An 18,667-nucleotide genomic window follows, 5' to 3' on the forward strand; every position below is an offset into this window, starting at 1 on the left:
ATTGAGAAAAGATGTGATTTTTAATTATATTAATCAATTCATTTATTTGATTATTAGATTTTTGCTTATACCTGTACTGGTGAGAGTGCTGGGAATGGAAGCATATGGCGTAATTTCGTTTTATTACACAGTAGAAGTACTTATGGCTTTAATGGATTTTGGAATGGGGGCTACAACTGCCAAAATACTAGCCCACAGCGATACCAACACTAGGGAAAATCGTTTTTCTGCCGTTAGAAGAATTGAGCTTATTTATCTCACTATCGCTTTAGTTGTAGGAACTTTTTTAATTACTATAGCGCCATTATTTTCAACTCATTGGTTAAATATTTCAAGCGGTAAGTTGAACGAAAATTTGATTATTCAACTCATGGGAATACTTTTCTTTGTTTCATGGCCAAGATCATTGTACGAGAATATATTAATAGGGCAAAACAAACTGACTATCAAGAACATTGTCAATATTATTTCTCATATATTCAGGACTGCACTTATTTTAGGATTTATTTTTCTTTGGAAGTCCGAGATAGAATATTATTTTTATGCTATGATTATCAGTAAGGTTATAGAGTCTATCACATTACGTAATTTTGCCTACGCTGATTCCCCGAAACCAATTGAAATTGCTTCTTTTCAAGATATTAAAATTTACTTACATCAATCATTCCATTTTAGCTTACTTTCTATATTTACCTTAATCTTTTTTCAACTTGACAAATTATATATTTCAAAATATTTCAGTGCAGAAGCACTGGGAAACTACAATTTGTCACTCACCCTACCCCATGCATTATTGGCACTGATTACCCCCATTGGATTGGCAGTATTTACAAGGACGATTTACTTTGATAAAAATCAACAAGCTCAACATGCATTATTACAGAGTGTCAAAATGGTAGGAATTATATCACTCCTCTATTGTTCCTTTTTAGTTGGTGGCAAATCAGCGATTTTGGGATTATGGCTTGGATCTCAAAGCCAGCTAATTAATGATTGGATATATCAGAATGCAATATTAGGAATACTGTTTTATTCCTTAACACAAATACTATCAAACCTCTTTATGCTAAACAATAAATATTTGTGGCTTAATGCTACTATGGCAGTTGCTCTTGCTGTGTATCTTTTCAGCCTATGGAGAAGCCAAAGTATAATTGAAGTAGCCAGATCGTGGACGATTACATCTGCTACTTTAATGATTGGTTTGGTTGCGGGGTTTATTTATTATTTTAGAAATCCTGGAAGGGAATTGTTAAAAGTAGTTTTTTCAATTGCAGTGATCTATATCTTTGGTTATGTCATTCTCTATTATTCTTCAGAGTTTATTACAAACCAAGCAGCACAAATTTTAATTTATTTTGTGTTCATTGTGATTTCTGCCTTTATGCTCTTTAAAAAATTTATAATCGGTATTTTAAAATCTTTACAATCAATCCCAATTTTTAAACTTTTACATCAAAATAAATCATTCAGATAAAAGGCCACCTACTCATGCTAGATACACATCAAATAGTATTCATCCAGGTAGTTACTCTCTTCGCACTTGCCGCTTGGATGTACTTTGTAGTATATCGGATTGAAAAAAAAGCTCCTTTTCATGATTTAGGTATAATCTGGCTAAGTGTGCTTACTATTTATTCTACACTCCCACCCATAGGATGGATGCTTCAGGGATACAAATACCTTACTCCTATTAGTGGCAGATTGTTCTATATGCAACCCTCAGCAGAGGAACTGATTTATGTTAATCAAATTGCTATTTCCTACTCAATTGGTTTTGTAGTTTGTTACACATTGCTTCGCAGAACAGTTAAAATGAATTATGTTGAAGGAATCAAATGGATAGACAATTCAAAATTGTATACTTCTTTGATTCTGTTGATAATCATCAAGATAGTTTCTGTTATGATCAGTTTTAGTGGCTTACTTGGAACAGCAACTTCATATTCAGATTCTTATAAGATAATTCAACAAGCCCCAAAATGGCTTGCTCAAGCGATATTGATGTTGCATTCATTCCAAACTATTCTGAATATCGTCATTATTGCTGCATTAATGCAACGATGGAAAACGCATAAGCTTTGGATAATTTTCTTTGCTTTTCTAACTATTTTTTCGATCGATATGGATGGCAGTAGAGCCTCAGTAGTACTATCATTAATTCTTTTTATAATTTGTTTTCACATTTTTGTAAAGGCAATTTCGACTCGAGCTTGGTTAGTTATGGGAATTGTTGGGATTTCATTTTTTCTTTTATGGGGAATAAGACGAAATTTAAAATCCTGGGAGGCAGTAGGTTCACAAGGATTCACTACACTTGAAATTGGTGAGTTTGATGCAATTTATGCAAATGGCATCGATTTATATCAATTACAAAGCAAAGAACCTTATACGGTTCCTTTTACTGTCAGGTTTAATGAATTTTGGTCATTCATCCCAAGTCAATTACTGCCTTTTGAAAAAAGAGATTTGGTCAATTGGTACCTGGATGAATACTATCCGGAATACAAGGCAGAAGGAGGTGGATGGGTGTTTGGGGCTATCCCTCAAGCAATCATAGGTAATGGATTACCAGAGGCAGTAATCCGCGGCATTTTGATCGCAATAGTTTGTTTTCTCCTCACTAAAATACTAAGACATGGAAAAACCAAATGGTGGTATTTACCATTATACTTGCATCTGATTATCAATGCTTATATGTCATATAGAAACTCGACCTTTCAGCAATTGGGCCCGATTTTACAATTTGTACTGCCCTCTTTTGCTATAATTTGGTTCATGAGTTTGATATTCTCGATATCTTTAAATGAGTCAAACAAATACCAAACTTATACCCTATAAATGAACCAGCCATCAAAATCCATTATTGTATTACATTGTATTCCCTCAATGAATGGCGGTGGTGCTGAAAAACAATTATGCAAATTGGTCACTGCATTGAAACATTACCAGGTCGAATCACACGTTTGTTTACTGGAGAAAGGAGTCAATTATCAAGCTTTAGAATCAAGTGGGGCTACTATCCATCTATTAAAAGTTAAATCAAATTATAGTTTGGATATTTGTAGACAGATCAATGACATCATAGATAAAATTAAACCGGATATAGTTGAAGTGTGGCTGAGTCCGATGTATTTTTTTGGTGGAATCTCTGCAATAAAAAAGAACATTCCTTTTATTTTTTACGAGCGCTCATATCCAGGAGTAGATATGTTTACCAAACATGCCTTGCCAAAGCTTTTTATTGCCCACAAAAGCAAAGTTATACTCACAAATTCAGAAGCAGCAAAACGGATTTGGAAAAAATTTGTTTTCAATAAGCAGAAAGTTATGTTTATACCTAATATAGTCAATCAAAAGATATCAACAAACGAAAACCCAAGACTTCTTCCCAAACCCTACTCAGCAGTTTATTTGGGGAGACTTAATGAAAGCAAAAATGTTAAAATCTTGATCGAAGCTTTTGCTCTGGTGGTTCAATCCATACCACAAGCTATTTTAAAAATAGTCGGTGCGGGACCATTAGAAAAAGAATTAAAACAGAAAGTAATTAACAGTAATTTGACTGAACATATAGAGTTTTTAGGATATACTCAAAATGTTAGCGAAACTCTTTCAAACGCCCAGTTGTTTGTCAGCCTGTCCATTGTCGAAGGTATGCCCAATTCGGTTCTTGAATCCGCTTTTCATGGTACACCCATGATATTGTCTGACATTCCTCAACACAGATCTATTTTTCCCGAAAACTCAGCAATTTATTGTAAAGCTGATCAAGCCCCTGAAGCAGCTGCAGCTATCATTTACGGTTTTCAAAATCCTGAAGAGCTTAAATTGATGTCGGTCAGAGCTAGAAATATTGCACAAAATTATTCAGAAGAAAATGTAGTACCCCAATTTCTCCAATTGTATAATAAAATTGTTTCTTAAACAAGTTTCAGATGTGTGGAATAATTGGTTTTGCAAGTAGATACACTAAGGTTAACTTACCAGTTTTAAAGAGCCAACTTCAAGTCTTAAAACACAGAGGTCCGGACTTTGATGATGTCTGGATTTCAAGTGACAAAACTGTTGGCCTTGGGCATAGTCGATTGGCTATCATCGATTTGTCACCCCAGGCAAACCAGCCAATGCATTCTAGCGACCAGAAAATCCATATCACTTTTAATGGCGAAATTTATAATTTCAAGTCGATAAAGAATTCGTTACAATCATTACATTATAAATTTAAGACGGAATCAGATACAGAAGTCCTAATAGTAGCCTATCAGCATTGGGGAATACAAATGCTTAATTACATACATGGAATGTTTGCATTTTGTATTTACGATGAAAACCTACAAACCTTAATCATAGCAAGAGACAGAGTTGGAGAAAAACCACTTTACTATTGCCATCAAGAAAACACCTTCAGATTTGCATCAGAATCCAAAGCGCTCATTCAACATTCTACACAAAAATTAAAAATAAACCAAGACGCTTTGTTCAATTTCCTCACCAGAGGTTATGTTCAAGGCCACCAATCGATGGTTGGAAATATTTTCAAGTTACCCCCAGGCCATTATGGACTCTATTCTCTAAAAGAGGATCAATTTAGTATTAGAAATTACTGGACGCTACCGGAATTTGATAATGAGCAAAATCCAAAATCGAGTGAACAATTAGTTGAAGAATGTACCGATATTCTAGATCATGCTGTCCAAGATCAATTAGTTTCTGATGTTCCTTTGGGTGTGCTTCTAAGTGGTGGTGTAGATTCAAGTCTGATAACAGCTTTTGCCTCTCGACATCTGCCCAGAGTGAAAACATTTACCGTTACTTTTCCTCAATATGCTAAATTTGATGAATCTCGACATGCAAAGTTGATCGCTGATTACTTCAATACTGAACACCATGTCCTTGCTGTTGATCGAATCACATGCGATATCATCCCTCAACTTGCAATTCAGTATGATGACCCTCTCTGTGATACATCAATGATACCAACTTTTCTTGTTAGTCAATTAATTCGCCAACATTGTACAGTAGCTGTTGGTGGCGATGGCGGTGATGAACTTTTTGGAGGATATTCTCATTATGACAGGATGATCAAAGTGGCTCAAACCACGAAATACATACCGAGTGGCTTAAAAAAATTGGTTTCAAAAACGACTCAATATTTACCTCTTGGATTTAAAGGTAGAACTTGGTTAACAAATCTCAATACCAATTTCGACAAGGAGATTCCTCTGATTGCTTCTATATTCGATGAACATAATCTTAAAAGACTCCTGATTAAACCAATAGAAGCATTCTTGGATGAGAAAAATCCATTTTCAACAAATATTCCTCTTCGCCAAGATTTATTACAAAGGGCTACACGAATGGATTTTATGAATTATTTACCTGAAGATATTTTAGTTAAAATTGACAGAGCCAGTATGTTAAATTCACTGGAAATACGTGCCCCACTGCTCGATGTAAAAATGATTGAATTTGCGTTTTCTCAAGTAGCTTCGCATTTGAAAGCTAGTTCAACTCTTAAAAAAATACTACTAAAAAAAATTGCAGCCAAAATACTACCTTCTGGATTTGATTTGACAAGAAAACAAGGTTTCAGTATACCGATCAGTGAATGGCTCAGACAAGCAGAATGGAACACATTTATGAAGGATATATTATTTTCCAAAGAGCAAGATATTTTTGACAAAAAATACTTGCATCAAATTATTAAAAATCATGAGAAGGGTGCTGACAATGGAAATCGGTTATATGGTTTAATACTATTTACCTTATGGAAAAATCACTATCAATTATCCTTGTAAAAGCATTTTCGTAATCTACAGAAAGTAGCCATAAATTTTCAAGAAATTGACAAAACCTACATTAGCCATAGACGCCACAAACATATCAGCCGGAGGCGCAGTAACCCATTTAATGGAATTGTGTAGTCATTTGTCAGCAATCAATCATCATTTCGGTGAGATTTTTATTTTTGGGCCACTCCAATTAGAATCAAAATTACAACTAAGTCCAAATATTAAGTTTATTTCCCACCCTTGGCTATCTAAAAATTACTTATTTCGATATTTATGGTTAAAATATAAATTTCCGGAAGAATTGAAATTACGAAATGTGGACCTGCTTTTTGTTCCAGGCGGATACTATTCCGGTAGTTTCAGTCCATTTGTTAGCATGTGTAGAAATATGCTAGTATTTGACAAAAATGAAAGGAATAGATATGGATTTTCATTAATGAATGCAAGACTGACTTTATTAAATATATTTCAATCACAAACATTTAGAAAAGCAGCCGGACTTATATTTATTTCAAACTATGCTAAAAACATCGTGAATCAAAGTTTAAAATTAAAAAATTCTACAATAATTCATCATGGTGTATCAAAGCGGTTTTCGTTGCCCATTAAAAAACAATTACCTATAGAACAATATAATTTCAACCAACCATTCAAATTTTTATATGTCTCAATTATAGATGTTTATAAACATCAAGATAATGTACTTAAAAGCATTGCTGCTCTAAGAGAAAAATCCTATCCCGTAGAAATAACTTTTATTGGTGGTAAATACATACCTTGCTATCAACGATTTATCTCCGTTTACAAGGATCTGGGAGCTCAAACTTTTGCCAATTATCTAGGGGAAGTACCTTACAAAGATTTGATCCAATATTATAAAAATGCAGATGCTTTTATTTTTGCTTCTTCCTGTGAAAATATGCCGAATACCCTTTTGGAAGCAATGAGCTCTGGCTTGCCGATAGCATGCTCAATATCAAATCCAATGCCCGAATTCTTAGGCGAACATGGATATTATTTTGATCCTGAGCAAGTTGAAAACATTTCTACTGCATTGGAAAAATTGCTCCTAGAACCTCAGCAAAGAATGAAAAATGCCAAAGAGGCACAATTGAAAGCACAAGATTACAACTGGAAGCGTTGCGCTCAGGAAACTATGGATTATCTTTGGAGCATCAAAGCAAATATTGAATAATGTGTGGCATTTTAGCAATCTTTGGTAGGTATAATGAAGCCAACGCGCACGAATGCCTGGACAAATTAAAACATCGTGGACCTGATGCTTGTGCTAGTTTTTCGGATGAAAAATTTTATTTAGGTCACCAAAGATTAGCAATCCAAGATTTGAGCGAAGCAGCCATACAACCCATGTGGACTGATGAAAAAGATGCTGTAATTATATTTAATGGGGAAATATACAATCATTGGAAGTTGAGGCGAGATACTTTATCAAGTTTTGATTTTAAAACACAATCAGATACTGAAACGTTATTAGTAGGCTTAAAGCAATTTGGTATTGATTTTTGTTCAGGTTTAAATGGAATATATGCCTTTTGCTATATAGATTACAAAAAGAATGAAGTTTACTGTGTAAGAGATCCATTTGGCATCAAGCCCCTTTATTATTACTATACAGAAAGTTCACTTTTATTTTCATCAGAAATAAAAGCAATTTCTCATTTCGATCACTTTAATTCTGAATGGGATGCACAATCATTGCTAGATTACACGGAATATCTGTATAGTCCTAGCACAGATACTGCATTCCGGCAAGTTAAGAAAGTTGCCGCAGGTCATTATATACATTTTAAATTAGGAAATTTTACCAACTTAATTCAACAAAAATATTACCAAATTGACTTCAACGGAAATTATTCCAAAAGTAGTGAGATAGATTTGACCAATAAACTTGACAGAATCCTACAAGATTCAATACAAAGACAATTATTATCAGATGTTCCGGTAGGTTTTTTCCTTTCGGGTGGTTTAGATTCAAGCTTAATTGTCGCAATCGCTCAAAAAATATTGAAAAAGAAAAAACTTCCTTGCTATACTATAGATTCCGAATCAAATACAAGCGCAGATGGCTTTGCAGATGACACAATGTATGCAAGAAAAGTTGCGAAATTACTTGATTGCGAGTTACATGAAGTAAAGACTGAAACTCCTACACTTTCGGATCTGAGAAAGATGATCCTTCAGCTTGATGAACCTACTGCAGATCCTGCTGCATTACATGTGAAGAACATTTGTAAAGCTGCTAGAGATAATGGAATTTTTGTACTGTTGGGTGGGACTGGTGCTGATGATATATTCAGTGGATACAGAAGGCACCAATCTCTATATTATCATCAAATATTTAATATTTTCCCTTACAAACTGAGATGGTTGATGAAAATTTTGGTGTCAAATACAGACAAGGGTATGCCTCATTTCAGAAGATTATCAAAATTTCTTGATGCCAATGTCCAAAAGAATCCAAAAGAACAGTTATTCAATTCCTATTCATGGAGCCCGCACCAAATTGTTAAACAGTTATTTCACTCTGATTATAGTAAATATTTTAAATCAGACTCTCATTTCCATTTAAGAAACACGCTTCTGGAAATTCCTAATGAACATGAAGTACTCAATCAAATGCTGTATTTGGAGATCAAACATTTTCTTGGCGACCATAACTTAAATTACACAGACAAAATGAGTATGGCACATGGAGTTGAAGTTAGGGTTCCTTATTTAGACAAAGAGTTGGTAGAGTTTACAACAGAATTGCCACCCAATCTCAAAATGAGAGGAAATGAAACAAAATATATTTTACGAAAGGTAGCTGAGCGCTATCTGCCCAAAGAGGTAATATATCGTCCAAAATCTGGTTTCGGCTCTCCACTGAGAATATGGTTAAAAGCTGAACTTGGGATTGAATTGGATCAATTGTTTAATTCCCCTGAATTCACTCACAACCCTATATTTAAGTCTAATAATGTTTTACAGATTTTGAGTGAACATAGGCAAGGTAAACATGATTATTCTTATACACTTTTAGCCATTGCTAGTATTTTTATGTTCACCGAGTATTACAATAAGAATGTTTGAAAGATTGTCAGAGGAATTATTTGATCCAGTTAGAAAAAAATGGGTAAAAAAGACACCTGAGGAATTCATTAGGCAGCAAACCATTAATGCACTTCATCAATACTATGGCTATCCTTATTCCAGAATGAGTATCGAAAAGCAGATTCAATTTTTTACTCTAAAGAAAAGATTCGACATTGTGATCTATGACAAATCCATTCAGCCATTTATTTTGGTAGAATGTAAATCTGCAGCAAAAAAAATAAACGCTGAAGCGATCTTGCAAATCAGCAGGTATAATTATATTTTGAAAGTACCTTACCTTTTGATCACCAATGGAATAATGAGCATTGTATTCAAACGAAATATTGAGGACGAAAGCTGGCTGAGAGTAGAAGACATACCTCATTTTCAAAATTTAGATCCTATTTAAAGGTATTAATTTACGTAATGCGCATTTAAACATAACATAATTTACTCATATTCAATTCATTACAGTAGATTTTTAATCATAAAAATTATTAACAACTCATTATCCAGCTCTAACAAAAGGTCCGAAAACAAAAACAAGTGTTTTCCGTTTCATTATCTACTAATTCTGTTTTTATGAAGCATTTTCACTTTGTCATACTTTTGGCTGCAATAAGCATTATTTCATGTCGCCAGGGTAAACCAAAAACTGATCCTGCCTTAAGGCTAACTGAATTGCGGAAGCAGGTGAAAGAATTGAACGATGAGATCGCTACTTTAGAGAAAAATCTAGCTGATAGGGACACCACAGGCAGCCAAAACGCTAGAGCAAAATTAGTATCTGTCGATACATTACGCAAACAAAACTTCAAGCATTTTATAGAATTACAGGGATTCGTAGATGCCAGACAAAACATCTTGGTTGCTCCTCAAATGCCTGGAATAGTTACACGAATTTATGTCAGAGAAGGTGATTATGTGCAAGCTGGCAAAATCCTAGCCACCCTGGATGGTTCTACAATCCTCAAAGGAATAGAGGAAGTCAAAACGGCGCTTCAGTTGGCACAAACAATGTTTGAAAAACAAAAGAAACTTTGGGATCAGAACATAGGTAGTGAAGCACAATACCTCCAAGCAAAAGGGCAGAAAGAGCAATTGGAACAAAGACTCCAATCTATGCAATCTCAACTTTCTATGACGTACATCAAATCACCTATTTCAGGTACTGTAGACGAGGTAAAATTAAAAATTGGAGAACCTGCATCTCCTGGATTTACAGGTATTCGTGTTGTCAATGCTTCAGATTTATCTGTTAAGGCAAAATTGAGCGATTTATATGCTAGTAAAATAAAAAAAGGAGACCCTGTAAAATTATATTTCCCAGATTGGGATAAAGAATTTGACTCCAAATTAATTTATGCTGGCCAAACGGTTAGTGCCAATTCTCGTACAATTCAAATCGAAGCACAATTGCCAAAGGTTAAGCAAAAATTTCTTGCTAATCAAGTTGTCAAAATGAAAATAAATGACAAAGAATTGAAAAATGCCATCGTGGTTCCTAGTAATATTATTCAGAAAAGTATAGATGGAGAAGATTATGTTCTGGTAGCTGAAAAAAATGGTGGCAATTGGTACGCTAAGAAGAAAATAGTGGTTGTTTCCGCTAGTTATAATGGAGAATCGGTGATTTCCTCTGGACTTAATGCTAGTGAAGCATTTATTAAAACAGGATATAGTGAAATCGTAGATGGACAATTGATCCAACTTTAAAAATTAATTCTATTCATTAGCCACTGACATATGAATATCGGACAAATCAAAGAATTAGGATTTACCAAATGGTGTATTAACAACTCTACTTCGGTCTATATTTTCACCATCATTATATGCTTGGCGGGATATATTGCATATGAAAGAATTCCCAAAGAGCTTTTTCCTGATATTGTTGTACCCACTATTTCAATTGCGACTATCTATCCAGGCGCAACTCCGCAAGATGTAGAGAATTTGATCAGTAAGCCCATTGAAAAGCAACTCAAATCTATTAATGGAGTTAAAAAAATCAGTAGCTCCTCTGTTTCTGACTTTTCTTTGGTAATCGCAGAATTCTCTACCGATTTGGATCCTAAATTATGCAAACAAAGGGTTAGCGATGCTGTTGACAAAGCCAAGAAAGATTTGCCTGACGACTTAAAGGAAGATCCCAATATTCAGGAATTTGATTTCAGTGAAATTCCAATTATGAATATCAATATAGCAGGAGATTTTCCATTGGATCGAATTAAATTTTTTGCCGATCAGTTGAAAGACAGAATTGAATCCAACAAAGAAATTACCCGTGTTGATATAGTTGGAGGAGTTGACCGTGAAATTCAAATCAATGTGGATCTGTACCGCATGAATGCTGCCGGAATCACTTTTGGAGATATTGAATCCGCAGTCATGAGACAGAACCTCAATATTTCTGGAGGAGAGCTTAAAGTTGGTGACCTTCGCAGAAATATTCGAATTACCGGAGAGTTTGATCACCCTGATGATATTTCCAATATCGTTGTGAGGTCTTTTCTAGGAAATATCGTTTATATTAAGGATATAGCTGAAGTAAAAGATGGATTTAAAGAAAAACAAGATTTTGCCAGACTGGATGGCAAGCCGGTAGTCACGATGAATGTCATTAAAAGAAGTGGAACAAATCTCATCGAAGCTACAGATAAGATCTATACAATTATAAATGAATTTAAAAAAAATAAATTTCCTGAAGGTCTTCACATTAAAGTAACAGGTGATACCTCTGAAAATACCAGAGTCCAACTCCACGATCTATTGAATACAGTAATTCTTGGTTTTATATTCGTAGTAGTGATTCTCATGTTCTTTATGGGATTTACGAATGCCTTTTTTGTGGGACTGGCTGTACCTCTTTCTTGTATGCTTGCATTTTTAGTAATGCCTGGACTGGGCATGAGTCTAAATGTGATTGTTTTGTTTTCATTTTTACTGGCTCTGGGTATAGTTGTTGATGATGCAATAGTAGTCATTGAGAACACGCACCGGATCTTTCACCAACACAAAGAGTATTCTATCCAGCAAGCAGCTTCGTATGCTGCGGGGGAAGTGTTCGTACCGGTTCTAACGGGTACGCTGACAACTTTGATGCCCTTTGTTCCATTGCTATTCTGGCCAGGTATTATAGGAAAATTCATGAGCAACCTCCCTGTGACATTGATCATTACATTGGGAGCCTCACTTTTTGTCGCTTATGTGATGAATCCAGTTTTTGCTGTGAGTTTTATGAATAGAGAAGACCATTTACAGAGAGGAAAATGGAAAGATTATCGTAGAGCTTTTATTCTCTTAAGTGTTGTTGCATTACTAGGTTATTTAAAGCTTGGAGTTGGCTTAGGCAATTTTGCTGTTTTCTGCATGTTGCTCATAGTGCTTTATCATTTATTTATTGAAAAATGGATCCACCTCTATCAAGACAATATCTGGCCTAAAGTAACCACTTATTATAGAAAAATATTGTCTTTTTTTATGAAGGGATATAGGCCTATTTTCGTGGTTGTATCAGCTATATTATTTTTAATATTAAGCTGGATGTTTTATTTATCCACAAATCCAAAAGTTGAAACATTTCCTAACGGTGAACCCAATTTTGCTTTAGTGTATTGCAAAATGCCTATGGGTACAGACGCCAGAGTAACAGATTCAATTACGAGGATAATAGAAGACAGAGTTTATAAAGTTATTGGCAAAGAAAATCCAATTGTGACGTCAGTGATTTCAAACGTTGGTCTTGGAGCAGGTGATCCTGACAATCCGGATCGGGTAGCTACTCCACACAAGAGTAAAGTAACGGTTGCTTTTGTAAAATTTGCAGAAAGACATGGCAAGTCAACTCAGGAAGTTTTAAATGCTATTCGCAGTGAGTTTTCCAATGGAATAGCTGGTGCAGAAATTTCTGTAGAAAAAGAAAGAAACGGCCCACCTACCGGAAAACCTATCAGCATTGAGATAAGTGGAGATGATTTTGATGTTTTAAGTCGTTTGGGTAATATTTTAACAAATAAAATTAGTGAAGCAGGAATCCAGGGAATTGAGGGCTTAATTTCGGATTTGCAAATCAGCAAACCCGAAATTATTTTAGACATAGATGAAGAGAAAGCACAAAGAGAAGGAGTGACGGTGGCTCAGGTAGCAATGGAAATTAGAACTGCTTTATTTGGTAAAGAAGTTTCTAAATTTAGGGATAAGAATGATGATGCACCTATCCAGTTGCGTTTAAAAGAAATGGACAGGCATAAAGTAGAAGAGCTTCTCAATTTGGAAATATCTTTTATGGATATGTCAACCGGACAATTTAAACAAATCCCTATTTCTTCTATAGCGTCAACAAAATATGGTACCTCAATAAACTCCATAAACCGAAAGAACCAGAAAAGACTCATTACATTATCCTCAGATGTTTCTGCGGGAGCAAATGCTGCTGCAATCATGGGAGACATCCAGAAAATTGCAGCGTCACTCGAAAAACCAGAAGGATACGAATTCTCCTTTACTGGAGATCAGGAAGCAATGAATGAAACCATCGACTTTTTTGGTGTAGCCTTTCCCGCTGCACTTGCATTTATGTTTTTGATATTGGTTACCCAATTCAATTCAGCAGTAAAACCAGTTTTAATCTTCTCGACAGTATTATTCAGTCTAATTGGTATTGCTCTGGGATTTGGCCTTTTCAAGATGACAATGAGTGTGGTGATGAGCGGTGTAGGAATATTTGCACTTGCCGGAATCGTGGTGAGGAATGGTATACTATTAGTTGAGTTCATCGATGAATTAAGGACACGCGGTTATGATGTGGTACATGCTGCAATTGAAGGTGGAGCTACCCGATTAACTCCTGTGATTTTAACAGCCCTTTCTGCTATTTTGGGTTTGATACCATTGGCAATTGGGTTGAATATGGATTTCGAGAGCTTGTTCTCACATTTTGATCCTAAATTCTTCTTAGGAGGTGACAATGTTGCTTTTTGGGGACCTTTAGCCTGGACAATGATATTCGGTCTGATCGTCGCCACATTTTTGACGCTCCTGGTGTTGCCAACCTTGTACGTTTTGGCTTATAAAACTAAATATTGGTTTAAAAGAAAATCAGAACGAATATTGAAGAGTGTTTGAGTGTAAGATTTAATTATCCTTCGCTGTCGTCAAGCTTCAATTCGATTTCTGTAATTTCCGGCCAAATTCCAACTCGACCTGAAAAACCGAGAAATCCATATCCACGATTGACATTCAGGTATTTACCTTTCTCATTGTAAAGACCGGCCCATTTTGGATAAACATACTTAACCGGGCTCCATTTTAACCAAGGAAATTCAACACCCATCTGCATTCCGTGAGTATGACCTGACAATGTGATATGAATATGTTCTGAGTGCGGTATTACTTTTTGATCGAAATGAGTCGGATCGTGAGACATCAAAATTTTAAACTCATTTGAAGCGACATCAGTTAAAGCAAGATCTAAATCGCCATATTTGACAAATCGCGTACCCCAATTTTCAACGCCAATGAGACGGATGCTCTCTCCTCCCCTTTCAATTTTTACAGATTGGTTTCTTAACAATGTAAAATCAATTTCACGATGACATTTGATCAAATCATTGAAATTTTCTTCTTTGGCTTCTTGTGTCGACCATCTTGCATAATCACCATAATCGTGGTTACCTAAGATTGAATATTTTGCATCTTTAGCTTTAATCTGTTTAAAAATATCTTTCCATGGCTCAAACTCAGAAGCATAAGTATTCACAAGATCGCCTGTAAAAAGTACCAGGTCAGCTTCACGTTCATTAATAAGATCTATTCCTTTCTCAACTCCGTTTTTGTCATCAAAACTACCAGAATGAATGTCAGATATCTGCACTATTTTATACCCATCAAATGATTTAGGTAAATCTTTAAATTTCAGTACATACTTAAAAACCTGATACCTATACTTCCCTTTGGTAGCTCCGTAAATAAATGAAACGAAAGGTACCAGAGCGACCACTGCAGCAGACTGAAGTAAAAACATCCTTCTTCCCGGAATATCTCCTTTCAGGCCAGAGGCACCTAAAGCAATCGATGTCCATCCAGCTTCTATCAACCTTACCGTATCGCCCACCAACAGAAAAAGCAGAAAAACAACTTTAGATACTATGACTGCTAAAAATAAACTCAAAGCCCACTTGCCAAAAAAATTGGGTTGATGAGTTTTGAAATAAAAATAAACTCCGGCCACTGTCAAAATTGGCAGCAAAATTGTAATCCCCCAATAGGTAAGAGGTAACCATAGTTTATCTGCCCAATCAAATGAATTTTCTAAAACTTGTCTTAGACCACCGTAAATGTAGTTTTCTGCATATAAAATAAGTAGAATCGTCAGTATTAGATATATAATGCTCATGTAATTTTTTTTCGATTAAAAGATATTAAGATTTGATTTCTGAATCAATAATCACAATAAACCAAATTAAGTTTCAATTAAGTTCAATTCATATCTTATTGATATCTTAATACTATTTAGTCTGTTCATTTTCCATGGTTTGAAATGGTTTTATCCATAGTCTGAGCCCTTGATCAAAAAAAAGATAAGACCAAAACCAGTTGAACAATACTTGCAATTTCTTCTTTGCACCAATGAGAAAATAAATATGAACTCCAAGCCACATGCTCCAAGCAGCAAATCCACTCATAAATAAATTACCTTTCTCAGCGACAGCTTTATTGCGGCCAATAGTGGCTAAAGAGCCCTTATCCAAGTATCTAAATGGCGTATTACTTTCACCTTTGATTTGCATCCAAAGGCTTTTTGCCAAGTATTCGCCCTGTTGTATTGCCACCGGCGCGACCTGGGGAAGTGAACCTCCGGCTTCTAACTGAGCAACATCTCCAATTGCAAAAACATTAGTTTGGCTCTTTACTTTCAAAAATTCATCCACAAAGATTCTTCGCGACTTTTGATCTATAAAATTCTCCAAGCCTTTAATAGGAGTCGCAATAATTCCTGCTGCCCAAATAACTTTCTTAGCCAAAATTTTTACTCCATTTTGCAAAACTACGCCACTTTCATCCAACTCCATCACCCTACTATTCAAATGAACTTTAACATCCATGTCGATTAAATTTTTCAAAGCTTTAGCACTGGCTTTGTTGCTCATTGCATTCAAAACCCGATCTGTAGATTGTACAAGATGGATATCCATACTCCGAAAATTGAGCTCTTTATAGTCATTTGGCAGCACATGATCTCTAAGCTCAGCAAGCGCTCCTGCAAGCTCCACGCCCGTTGGGCCTGCACCCACGATCACTATATCAAGAAGATATTGTCTTTTATCTGCATTATCTTCCAAAACAGCAAGTTCAAAATCTTCAATAATTCTATTTCTCATGGAAATCGCTTCAGAAACTGATTTTAAAGGCAAACTGAATTTTGAAAAATTTTTGTTTCCATAGTAGAAATTTCCTGCACCTGTTGCGATTACCAGATAATCATAATTTACATGTCCTGCATTAGTCAACAACTTTTGATTTAAGGTATCTACCTCCTTTACATCGCAAACTCTGACATATACATTGGTATAATTTGAAAATATCTTTCGTAATGGAAAACAAATTGAGCTAGGCTCTAAGCCACTCATTGCCACTTGATAGAAAAGCGGCTGAAACTGATGATAATTGTTTTTATCCAGTAATACGATCTGCACATCTCTCTTAGCTAAATGCTTTGCAAGATTAATACCTCCAAACCCGCCCCCTACAATTACTATTCTCGGTTTACCAATTTCAGGTAAGTTAATTCTTTGCATTTTATTTAATTACTCTTCCTGAAAATTCCAGACTCGATGTACAATGATCTGGAAGCATCCATCGAAATTTGTGTCTATATTTTGCAATGAAACAGTAAATTTTATCTCTCAACACTAATGGTATAATTTTCATAATAAAGCCTAATAAAATCCAAGGAGATCCATCGAGATTCAATAATATTTGTCTTACTGCTTCTGATTTAGAAAATAATTCCTTTTGATGATAAATGAAAACTGATTCTATTTCAAAAGTAACTGTGGTTGATTTTAATAGTTCGATCAAATGATCACTTTTATAGTCTGCGAATAAAAATTTTCTGTTCCGATCCCTATTCATTACAAATATTGCCAAATAGTTACAGAATAAACAGGTAGTATCCAGAAAAATTACACTTTTCATGCCTATATATAATAACAAATAAGTAGAATTTTTGTTTTATGATCGCTTATTTAGGCAAATAATTGATTTTCAAAACAATCATTAAAATAAACCATCAATGGATTACCAAGTATTTTCAACATGTGCTGACAGATTTATGAGATATGTTAAAATTGACACTCAAGCAGATCCCTATTCTTCCAGCTCTCCTTCAACTGAAAAACAGCTGGATTTGAGTCGATTATTATTGAACGAACTTTTAGCAGCAGGGATTGGCGCTGAAATTACAGCTCAGGGGTATGTATATGCACATTTAGAGGCGACTGTAGAAAATCCCGGCCCTGGCATCTTCTTTTGCGCTCACGTGGACACTGCTCCGGATTGTAGTGGAACAAATGTAAAACCTATCCTGCATACCAATTATTCAGGAAACGAATTCATGCTTCCTGATGACAAAAGTATAATAATTAGTCCTGTTGAGTTCCCTGAACTGACAGGTAAGTTGGGAGAAGATATCATTACCGCCTCAGGATTGACACTTTTGGGTGCAGATGACAAAGCGGGTGTTACGGCGATCATGGAGGCAGCATTATTCATGAATTCACATCCGGAAATAGGGAGGCCCGCTGTGGATATACTTTTCACTACAGATGAAGAAATAGGTAGAGGTGTGAATCATTTCAACCCCAATCTGATGAAAAGTAAATATGGGTACACGCTTGATGGGGGTGAACTAGGAAGTATTGAAGATGAAACATTTTCTGCCGACGGATGCTCAATTCGAATCACGGGAGTAGCAACTCATCCCGGTTATGCTAAAGAGAAAATGCAAAATGCGATCAAAATTGTGTCACTCATCATTTCATCCCTACCTACCACTAAAGATTCTCCAGAATCTACTGAAGGTCGAAGTGGTTTTATCCATCCTACCAAAATAGAATCAAGTCTGGAAACCGGCACCATAGACTTGATCATCAGAGACTTCAATACTCAAAATCTGAAATATTACCACGAGCTGCTGCAAGGGATATGCGAATCCAGTGTAAAAGCATTTCCGGGTTCGAGTTTTGAAATTGAATTCAAGGAGCAATACAGGAATATGAATGAAATTATACAGAATCATCCATATGTCTGCAGCTATGCAATTGAAGCGATGCAGAATCTAGGCATTGAGCCAAAGAAATCTTTAATAAGAGGTGGAACTGATGGATCCAGGCTATCATTTATGGGCTTTCCCTGCCCAAATTTATTTGCAGGTGAACATGGCATACATTCTAAAAAAGAATGGGTTTCTGTTCAAGATATGCAAAAGGCAGCAGCTGTAATAGTCAAAACAAGCGAGCTTTGGTCAAAACACAGATCATGATGTTAATCTTGCCACTTGTCAAGCAGTAGTTTGACTGAGAATATGTTAATTGGCATTCTTCTGAAATATCCAGATAGATTGAAAAAATAGGTGGTAAAGATGACGCTATCAGAATCTCACTAAAAATCAGAAGTAGCCTTAAAGGTATATCCGGACTTATTGGCAGGACTGTTTAGTTTCTAATTGATTAAATCAGAAACTCTTCCAGGCCTGCCAATGAGCACTTATTGCCATC

At 35.4% G+C, this 18,667-nt stretch carries 13 protein-coding genes; 10 read left to right on the top strand and 3 right to left on the bottom strand.

Annotated features, from left to right (window positions below):
• Position 1: 1 nt before the first annotated feature.
• From IPI99_11505 to IPI99_11545, 9 genes are all read left to right on the top strand, one after another.
• Entirely contained in the window at positions 2–1,477 is a 1,476-nt protein-coding gene (locus tag IPI99_11505) for an oligosaccharide flippase family protein (GenBank protein MBK7341145.1), read from the top strand.
• A gap of 14 nt (positions 1,478–1,491) precedes the next feature.
• Entirely contained in the window at positions 1,492–2,841 is a 1,350-nt protein-coding gene (locus IPI99_11510; GenBank protein MBK7341146.1) for a hypothetical protein, read from the top strand.
• The gene (locus tag IPI99_11515; protein ID MBK7341147.1) at positions 2,842–3,927 is read left to right on the top strand and encodes a glycosyltransferase; all 1,086 of its coding nucleotides are present in this window, start codon (positions 2,842–2,844) and stop codon (positions 3,925–3,927) included.
• A gap of 11 nt (positions 3,928–3,938) precedes the next feature.
• A complete protein-coding gene (asnB, locus tag IPI99_11520; GenBank protein ID MBK7341148.1) occupies positions 3,939–5,801 on the top strand; it encodes an asparagine synthase (glutamine-hydrolyzing) in 1,863 nt (620 codons plus the stop codon).
• A 46-nt stretch (positions 5,802–5,847) separates the two neighbouring features.
• Positions 5,848–6,990, top strand: coding sequence for a glycosyltransferase family 4 protein (locus IPI99_11525; protein ID MBK7341149.1), 1,143 nt, complete (start codon positions 5,848–5,850; stop codon positions 6,988–6,990).
• On the top strand, positions 6,990–8,888 hold the full coding sequence (asnB, locus tag IPI99_11530; protein MBK7341150.1) for an asparagine synthase (glutamine-hydrolyzing): 1,899 nt from the start codon (positions 6,990–6,992) through the stop codon (positions 8,886–8,888). Before IPI99_11525 ends, asnB (IPI99_11530) begins: the two co-directional genes overlap by 1 nt.
• Positions 8,881–9,300 carry a type I restriction enzyme HsdR N-terminal domain-containing protein gene (locus IPI99_11535; GenBank protein ID MBK7341151.1) on the top strand — a complete coding sequence of 140 codons (420 nt, stop codon included), beginning with the start codon at positions 8,881–8,883 and terminating at the stop codon, positions 9,298–9,300. The genes asnB (IPI99_11530) and IPI99_11535 overlap by 8 nt, the downstream gene beginning before the upstream one ends.
• A gap of 173 nt (positions 9,301–9,473) precedes the next feature.
• Entirely contained in the window at positions 9,474–10,607 is a 1,134-nt protein-coding gene (locus IPI99_11540) for an efflux RND transporter periplasmic adaptor subunit (GenBank protein ID MBK7341152.1), read from the top strand.
• 30 nt (positions 10,608–10,637) lie between these two features.
• Complete coding sequence (locus IPI99_11545; protein MBK7341153.1) at positions 10,638–14,015, top strand: efflux RND transporter permease subunit; 3,378 nt, start codon at positions 10,638–10,640, stop codon at positions 14,013–14,015.
• A 13-nt stretch (positions 14,016–14,028) separates the two neighbouring features.
• Here IPI99_11545 and IPI99_11550 read toward each other — a convergent pair whose 3' ends face one another.
• From IPI99_11550 to IPI99_11560, 3 genes are all read right to left on the bottom strand, one after another.
• Positions 14,029–15,285 (bottom strand): metallophosphoesterase, encoded by a 1,257-nt coding sequence (locus tag IPI99_11550; protein ID MBK7341154.1) that lies wholly within the window; start codon positions 15,283–15,285, stop codon positions 14,029–14,031.
• Between the two features lie 112 nt (positions 15,286–15,397).
• A complete protein-coding gene (locus IPI99_11555) occupies positions 15,398–16,687 on the bottom strand; it encodes an NAD(P)/FAD-dependent oxidoreductase (protein ID MBK7341155.1) in 1,290 nt (429 codons plus the stop codon).
• Positions 16,688–16,696: 9 nt separating this feature from the next.
• A complete protein-coding gene (locus IPI99_11560; protein ID MBK7341156.1) occupies positions 16,697–16,792 on the bottom strand; it encodes a hypothetical protein in 96 nt (31 codons plus the stop codon).
• Between the two features lie 392 nt (positions 16,793–17,184).
• Here IPI99_11560 and pepT point away from each other — a divergent pair, with 392 nt between their 5' ends.
• Complete coding sequence (gene pepT / locus IPI99_11565) at positions 17,185–18,432, top strand: peptidase T (GenBank protein ID MBK7341157.1); 1,248 nt, start codon at positions 17,185–17,187, stop codon at positions 18,430–18,432.
• Positions 18,433–18,667 lie beyond the last annotated feature (235 nt).

It is taken from the genome of Saprospiraceae bacterium, assembly GCA_016710235.1.
GTDB lineage: Bacteria > Bacteroidota > Bacteroidia > Chitinophagales > Saprospiraceae > Vicinibacter.